Source organism: Pseudomonas sp. FG98 (genome assembly GCF_057808595.1).
The window spans coordinates 1-6,348 of record NZ_JBMDIJ010000153.1; the positions used below are offsets into that span (position 1 = coordinate 1).

5 protein-coding genes are annotated in these 6,348 nt (G+C 65.1%); all 5 read right to left on the reverse strand.

All coding sequences use genetic code 11. The features are described 5' to 3' along the window. Positions 1-21: 21 nt before the first annotated feature. Positions 22-1,017 (reverse strand): glycosyltransferase family protein, encoded by a 996-nt coding sequence (locus ACODSK_RS32045; RefSeq protein ID WP_489022086.1) that lies wholly within the window; start codon positions 1,015-1,017, stop codon positions 22-24. An 18-nt stretch (positions 1,018-1,035) separates the two neighbouring features. Then, positions 1,036-1,779, reverse strand: coding sequence for a glycosyltransferase family 32 protein (locus ACODSK_RS32050; RefSeq protein ID WP_489022088.1), 744 nt, complete (start codon positions 1,777-1,779; stop codon positions 1,036-1,038). Positions 1,780-1,822: 43 nt separating this feature from the next. Beyond that, positions 1,823-3,073: a capsule biosynthesis protein gene (locus ACODSK_RS32055; RefSeq protein ID WP_489022089.1), complete on the reverse strand. Its 1,251-nt coding sequence runs from the start codon at positions 3,071-3,073 to the stop codon at positions 1,823-1,825. 217 nt (positions 3,074-3,290) lie between these two features. Further along, complete coding sequence (locus ACODSK_RS32060) at positions 3,291-4,829, reverse strand: sensor domain-containing diguanylate cyclase (protein ID WP_489022091.1); 1,539 nt, start codon at positions 4,827-4,829, stop codon at positions 3,291-3,293. Positions 4,830-4,985: 156 nt separating this feature from the next. Then, a complete protein-coding gene (locus ACODSK_RS32065; RefSeq protein WP_489022093.1) occupies positions 4,986-6,080 on the reverse strand; it encodes an NAD(P)-dependent alcohol dehydrogenase in 1,095 nt (364 codons plus the stop codon). Positions 6,081-6,348 lie beyond the last annotated feature (268 nt).

Here is a 6,348-nt window from a genome sequence, read left to right on the forward strand (position 1 = left end):
CCGGCTCCCACAGGGACCGCATTACCTTTCCAGCTCCCCGGCGCCGCGGCGCTTGGCCAGGAACGCCAGGCCATCGCCCTGCAGGCGCCTGCCCGACGGGGCCTGCAGCGCCGCACGCAGTTCATCCACGCATTGATACAGCTGATCCACCCGCATCCTCAACTGCGCCTCGCTGCTGAGCATGCCCGGCGAGCTCGCCAGTTCAACCAGTTGGTCGACCAGCCCGTCCTCGGCCCTGGCCACCTGGAAGGCGGGCAGGGTCATCCGCTGCCACTTCTCGCGGCCCAGGCCAACCCGGCTCAAGCGTGCCTTGAGCACCTTGCCGAGGTGGTAGCGCAGCGGGCGGTCTTCGCTGAAACGGGCCGGGTTGTAGAACCCCGGCAACCGGCGAATGCGCAGGTCCAGCGCGAACATCTCCGCCCAGTCCAGCCATTTGTCCTGGTTGAACTGGCCGCCGAAGGCGAATCCTTGCCAGGGAACCCGGGCGATATCGGCGAGGATCGCGCCATGCATGGCTTCGCTGAGCACCAGCCGCGCACCGGCGATCTCCTGCATGAACGCCGCCGCCGGCAGCAAGGGCGAGACCAGCCGTACCCCGGCCTGGTTGCAGACCCGCTGCCAATCCAGGTAACGCAGGGAGCGGTGATGAGGCACCACTACCACGTCACCATGAAGCTCATGCCCGTCGCGCCAGTCCAGGCTGGCCAGCAGGTAGGCCGAGTCGGCCACCGCACACTCGGCCTGCAGGCCCAGCGCCCGGGCCGTGCGCAGGCCGCGCACGGCATGGAACTGCCAGCGTCCGTCAGTTGCCGGTGGTGCGCCATAACCGGCGCCGCTGCCCAGGACCAGGATGCGCTCGGCATCGGCGAGGCGGCGGCAGAAATCCTGGTTGAGCAAGGTGCCGATGCCCAGCAGGGCGACCCCTTCGCGCTGGATGTCGCCAACCAGCGCCGGCCAGATCCATTCGTTGAGCTCGTCGCCGACGTTGTCGCTGCCGGCTGCAAAAACCGCTTTCATGCGTTCTCTCCTTGAGTGTCAGCGCATGTCGCGCAGTGTCTGCCTGAGCCAGGTGGTGGCCTGGTAACTGCACAGGCGCATGCCGTGTCCGAGGTTGCCCGGCGCCTTGCGCAAGCCGCGCCAGGCACGACTCAATACGCTCTTGTGCTGGCGATTGCGCCAACTGCCCGCGTACAGGTGGCGTGCCGTGGGCCGTATGCCGTCCGCCGCCTGGCGGTGCGGATCGGCAAAGACTCCGACCGGATACACCCGATCCCAGCCGATGACCTGTTCCTGGTGGCTGGCGGAAAAGCCCTTGACCAGCAGCAGGCGGCTGACTTCGTTGACATTCACCAGCTCGGACAGGCGGGAGCAGTCGAAACGCTCCCGGTCGTACCAGGCCAGCATGGCCTTGGGCAGCCAATGTCCTGGCATCGCGCCGATCACCGAGGTACCAAAGCGGTTATCCCACTCCAGGCCGATGAAAAAGTGGTTGTCCAGCATCGGCTCGAAGGGCGCCAGCACTTCGACGTCGGTGTCCAGGTAGATGCCGCCTTCCCGGGCCAGCACCTGCATGCGCACGTAATCGGCGACAAAGGCATAGCGGCCGGCGTTGTGGGCCGCGGCGGTGAAGGGATGGGCGTAGACATCGACATTGGATTCGTCCCAGCGAACGATCTCGTAGTCGGGCAAATGGCAGGCCCAGGACGCCAGGCAGCGACGGGCCAGCAGTGGCATCGGCTTGCCGCCGAACCAGCAGTAGTGAATCTTTTTCGCGATCATGCTCGTTCCAGGAGGGAGGCTTGCGGTGGGCGACGAGGGCTGTTCAGTCCAGGGTTCCGTTCAGTTCGGTGGTGGCCAGCGGGTGCCGGTGTACCAGGTGGTGGATGACCTCGGCGGTCTTGCTTTGCCCGAGCAGGCCATGGGCCAGGTGGTATTCGGCGAAAGCGCGGGTATTGCACAAGGCTTGCTGGTAGTGGTGGGACAGCCAGGCCAGGCGCTCGTCGAGGGTCTCCAGGTCGCGGATGCAGTCGCCGAAGAAGCGCGCCTGTTCGAGCACATCGGCATCGCCGCTGGCGTTGACGTAGATCACCGCGCGGTTGGCCAGGCTGGCTTCCAGGGCGGCGTTGGACATGATGTTGAGCACCACCGAACTGCTCGCCAGGGCCTGGGCCAGGGAGGCGTCCGGTGCTGCCAGGTGGATGTTCGGGTAAGTGGCCGCGGCCTTTTTCCAGAACTCCATGCGGCTGCGCGGATGGGCCTTGAAGATCACCGGAACCTGGGGATGCCGGGCCGCCCACTCGCAGATCAGGGCGTAGGTGCGCTGGTAGCCGCTGCGCGCTTCCCTGTCCGGGCCGACGCCCAGCACCAGCAGGCGCAACTCGTTGCGTGGCGCGGGCAGGTTGTATTGCTGGTCGATCAGGTAGGAACCGGTGAGGATCGCACGGGTGCTGCCGAAACGCAGGGTGCGCCGTTGCAGGGCTTGCAACGAGCTTTGGCCGAACAGCAGGTAGTAGTCGTAGTCGGTCATGCTCAAGCGCCGCGAGTGGTCGACCGACGTGGCGTGGGACAACTGGGCCAGGTGCCGGCCCTGCTGGTTCAGTGACACCCGCAGGAAGGGAATCACCAGGCTGCCATGCCGTTCATTGAGCACCAGGCCCGGATTGTGATGGCGTGCCAGCCACTCGGCGTAGGCGGCATAGGCGTAGTAGCGCAAGGGCACCTTGAGCGCCGGTCGGTACAGGCGTTTGCAGCGGACCGCCGTGCCCAGCGGCTCGATGGCATCTTCGACGACCTCATGGCCACGCTGGCGCAGGGCCTGGATCAGGCCGTTCTTGCGCCGCTGCGCGAGCAGCTTGGGCGAGCCGTGGAGCACCAGGATGCGCTCGGAGCCTTCGTCGCTGGCCTCGACCGCACGGGCCCGGGCACCGATGCCGAGGGCGAGGTCGGCGGCGGTATCGCGCAGGGTGCGCAGCAGCGAGCCGAGCAGGCCGTGCTTTTCCCGCAACAGGGCCCAACGGTAGGCGTCGAGTTGGCGGGTCCGGGTGTTCAACAGGTCTTGGGATTCAGTAGTCATCGGTACGGAGAAACAGTGATGGCAAAAAGATGCTTAGCTAAGCAAGCAGTTGAAAAAGGTTATCAGTACCGAGGTGCGCGCTCTGTCAGCCTTAGGTAAGGGTTAAGTAAAGACGCGCGGGCTGTGTGGCAAAGGCCGGAAAAGAGGGGGTTTGCGGGGGTATTTCAACGAACGATAGGGCGAGCCCGGTGCCAGGCCGAGCTGGCGCTGACTTCGATTAGCGCACAGTGACGATCGTGGGCCGGTCCTGCTCGGCGCTAGCCACTGCCAGGCGGTTGCGACCAGCGTTCTTGGCCGCGTATAGCGCCTGATCGGCGCTATCGATCAGGCGTTGCGTGGAGTCCAGGGCCGTCTCCGAGGTGCAGGCCAGGCCGATGCTCACGCTGACACGACCGAAAGGGCTGCGTTCATGAGGAATTTCCAGGCGGTCCAGTGCCTCCAGCATCAATTGCGCGACGACCCTGGCACCTTCAGCATCAGTGTTGGGCAGTATCACGGCCATTTCCTCGCCGCCATAACGCGCGACCAGGTCCGGTGGGCGTCGTATGCAACTGGTCAGGGCCTCGGCGACATGGCGCAGGCAGGCGTCGCCGGCGGGATGGCCATAGCAGTCGTTGTAGTGTTTGAAAAAGTCGATATCCAGCATCAACAGGGCCAGCGGCGTGACATCCCGTTGTGCGCGACGAATTTCCATGGCCAGGGTCTGGTCGAAGCAGCGGCGGTTGGCCAGGCCCGTGAGGGCGTCATCCAATGCCAGGCGTTCCAGTTGACGGTTGCTGTCGAGCAGTTGCCGCTGGGCCACGCGCAGGTCGTCTTCGACCGCGATGCGCCGATGGATCGAGCGGATCAGCAACCAGCCGATGATGCCAGTGATGGCCAGCAGCGCGGCGACGACCAACAGCGACAGCATCGCCTCCAGGCGCCAGGCCGCGAGGGCCTCGCGCTTGCCCAGGGCGACGGTGGTCACCAGCGGCAGGCGGTCGCTCTTGCGAAACGCATAGAGACGCTCGACGCCGTCCAGGCTGGAGGTGAAGGACGCAGTGCCCACCGACTTGTCCACCAAGTATTTGGCATAGATCGGCGACTGCGAGAAGTTGCGCCCCATGTCCTGCTCGCGGAACGGATAGCGCACCAGCAGCGTGCCATCGGTGTACGACAGGCCAATGGCGCCGTCCTCGCCGATATCCAGGGTGCCGAACAGATGCAGGAAGTTCTCGATACCCAGGGTCACTGCCACGACTCCGGCGAAGCTGCCGTCGGCATCGTTGAAGCGACGACTGATGGTGATCACCCACTCCTGGTTCGCCCGGCTGCGGATCGGCGGGCCGATAAAGGGCTCGCGCGAGGGATCGTCGCGGTGATGGATGAAGTAGACACGATCACTGCTGTTGACACCGACCGGAATCGGCCGGTTGGAGGACATCAGCCAGCGGCCGTCGCGCCCATACACGGTGATTCCGCTCAACTGTGGCATCAATGGTTGCTGGCGGGCGACCAGTTGGTTGAGGCGGATGATCTGGGCGGGGCCGCTGCCTTCGGTCTCCAGGCGTTCGACCAACCCGAGCAGAAGCAGCGAACTTTGGCGGACGATGCCTTCGGAGTAGGTCACCAACGCCTGGGTCAGGTTCAGGCCGTGGACGTCGGCTTCTTGCAGGACGCGCTCGCGAGAGGCCATGACCTTCCACAACGTCAGCGAAGCCAGAGAGCAACCGATGAGGGAGAGCAACAGAACAACGAGGTGGATGTCACGCTTCACGTCAGTACCTGATGGAGAGTCCGGATTCCCGTGCCGGCGGTTGCGAAAACCGCGGCGAAAGGCGCTTACCTGGCCTGACGCAAGGATACAGGCTGCCCTGACGAAGCAGTAGTGGCACGCCCGACCGCCTGGCCGGGCGCCTTGCAATACGATGTTTCAGGGTTTGATGGCGATCTTCAGCACGCCGTCGCGCTGATGGGCGAACAGGTCGTAGGCCTCGACGATGTTGCCAAGCGAATAATGGTGGGTGACCAGCGAGCCGAAGTCGGCACGGTTCGAGGCGATCACGCTCATCAGCCGGCGCATGCGTTCCTTGCCGCCGGGGCACAGCGCGGTGTTGATGCGGTGGTCGCCCAGGCCGGCGGCGAAGGCGCCGAGGGGGATTTTCACGTCACTGGAATACACCCCCAGGCTGGACAGGGTGCCACCGGGCTTGAGCACTTTCATCGCCTGCTCGAAGGTACTGGGCAGGCCCAGGCACTCGATGGACGAGTCGGCGCCGCGACCGCGGGTCAGCTTCATCACTTCGTCCACCACGTCGCACTGGTTGAAGTTCAGGGTGATGTCCGCGCCCATGCTGCGGGAGATGCCCAGGCGATGGTCATTGCCGTCCACGGCGATAATGGTCGAGGCGCCGAGCAGGCGTGCTCCGGCGGTGGCGCACAGGCCGATCGGGCCCTGGGCGAAGATCACCACGGTGTCGCCGATGCGGATATTGGCGTTTTCCGCGCCCTTGAAACCGGTGGACATGATGTCCGGACACATCAGCACCTGCTCGTCGGTCAGGCCGTCGGGGATCGGTGCCAGGTTGCCCTCGGCGTCCGGCACCAGCACGTATTCGGCCTGGGTGCCATCGATCAGGTTGCCGAAGCGCCAGCCGGCGGTGGCCTTGTAGCCATGGCACTCGCAGCGCCCGGAGGCCTGCAGGTAGCTGCCATCCTGGGAGGCCACGCCATCCTGGGCGGCATAGGAGTTGAAGTTCGGGCAGATGGCCCCGGCGATCACTCGCTGGCCTTCCTGGTAGCCCTTGACCGCGCTGCCGAGTTTCTCGATCACCCCGACCGGCTCGTGGCCCACGGTCAGGCCGCGGGCGATGGGGTACTCGCCCTTGAGGATGTGCACGTCGGTGCCGCAGATGGTCGTGGTGGTGATGCGGATCAGCGCATCGGTGGGGCCGACCTGCGGGATGGGTTTGTCCGCCAGCTCGATCCGGCCGGGCTCTACGAAAACGGCTGCTCTCATGGTTGCCATGGGTCCACCTCCTGGTTGAGCGGTTGGGTAGAGGGGTTGAGCAAAGTCCAGGACGGAGGATATGGCAAGGCTTGCGGGCTGGGTGGCGGGGTTAATTGCCGGGGGGGTGTGCTGGGTCAATGAATCGGGTCGGGGCTCTGTGGTGCCTGGCGACAGGTTTTCAGCTCTCTCAAGATCGAGCTTGCGGGCGTTATCGCTGGCAAGCCAGCTTCCACAGTTTCCTGTGTCAGGCCTGGAGCATGCGACTGGCCCGGAACCCTGTGGCAGC

Excerpts from the sequence above, each read along its gene's own strand:
- ACODSK_RS32065 (WP_489022093.1), bottom strand. The coding sequence starts at position 6,080 with ATGGCAACCATGAGAGCAGCCGTTTTCGTAGAGCCCGGCCGGATCGAG.
- ACODSK_RS32045 (WP_489022086.1), bottom strand. The coding sequence starts at position 1,017 with ATGAAAGCGGTTTTTGCAGCCGGCAGCGACAACGTCGGCGACGAGCTC.
- ACODSK_RS32055 (WP_489022089.1), bottom strand. The coding sequence starts at position 3,073 with ATGACTACTGAATCCCAAGACCTGTTGAACACCCGGACCCGCCAACTC.
- ACODSK_RS32050 (WP_489022088.1), bottom strand. The coding sequence starts at position 1,779 with ATGATCGCGAAAAAGATTCACTACTGCTGGTTCGGCGGCAAGCCGATG.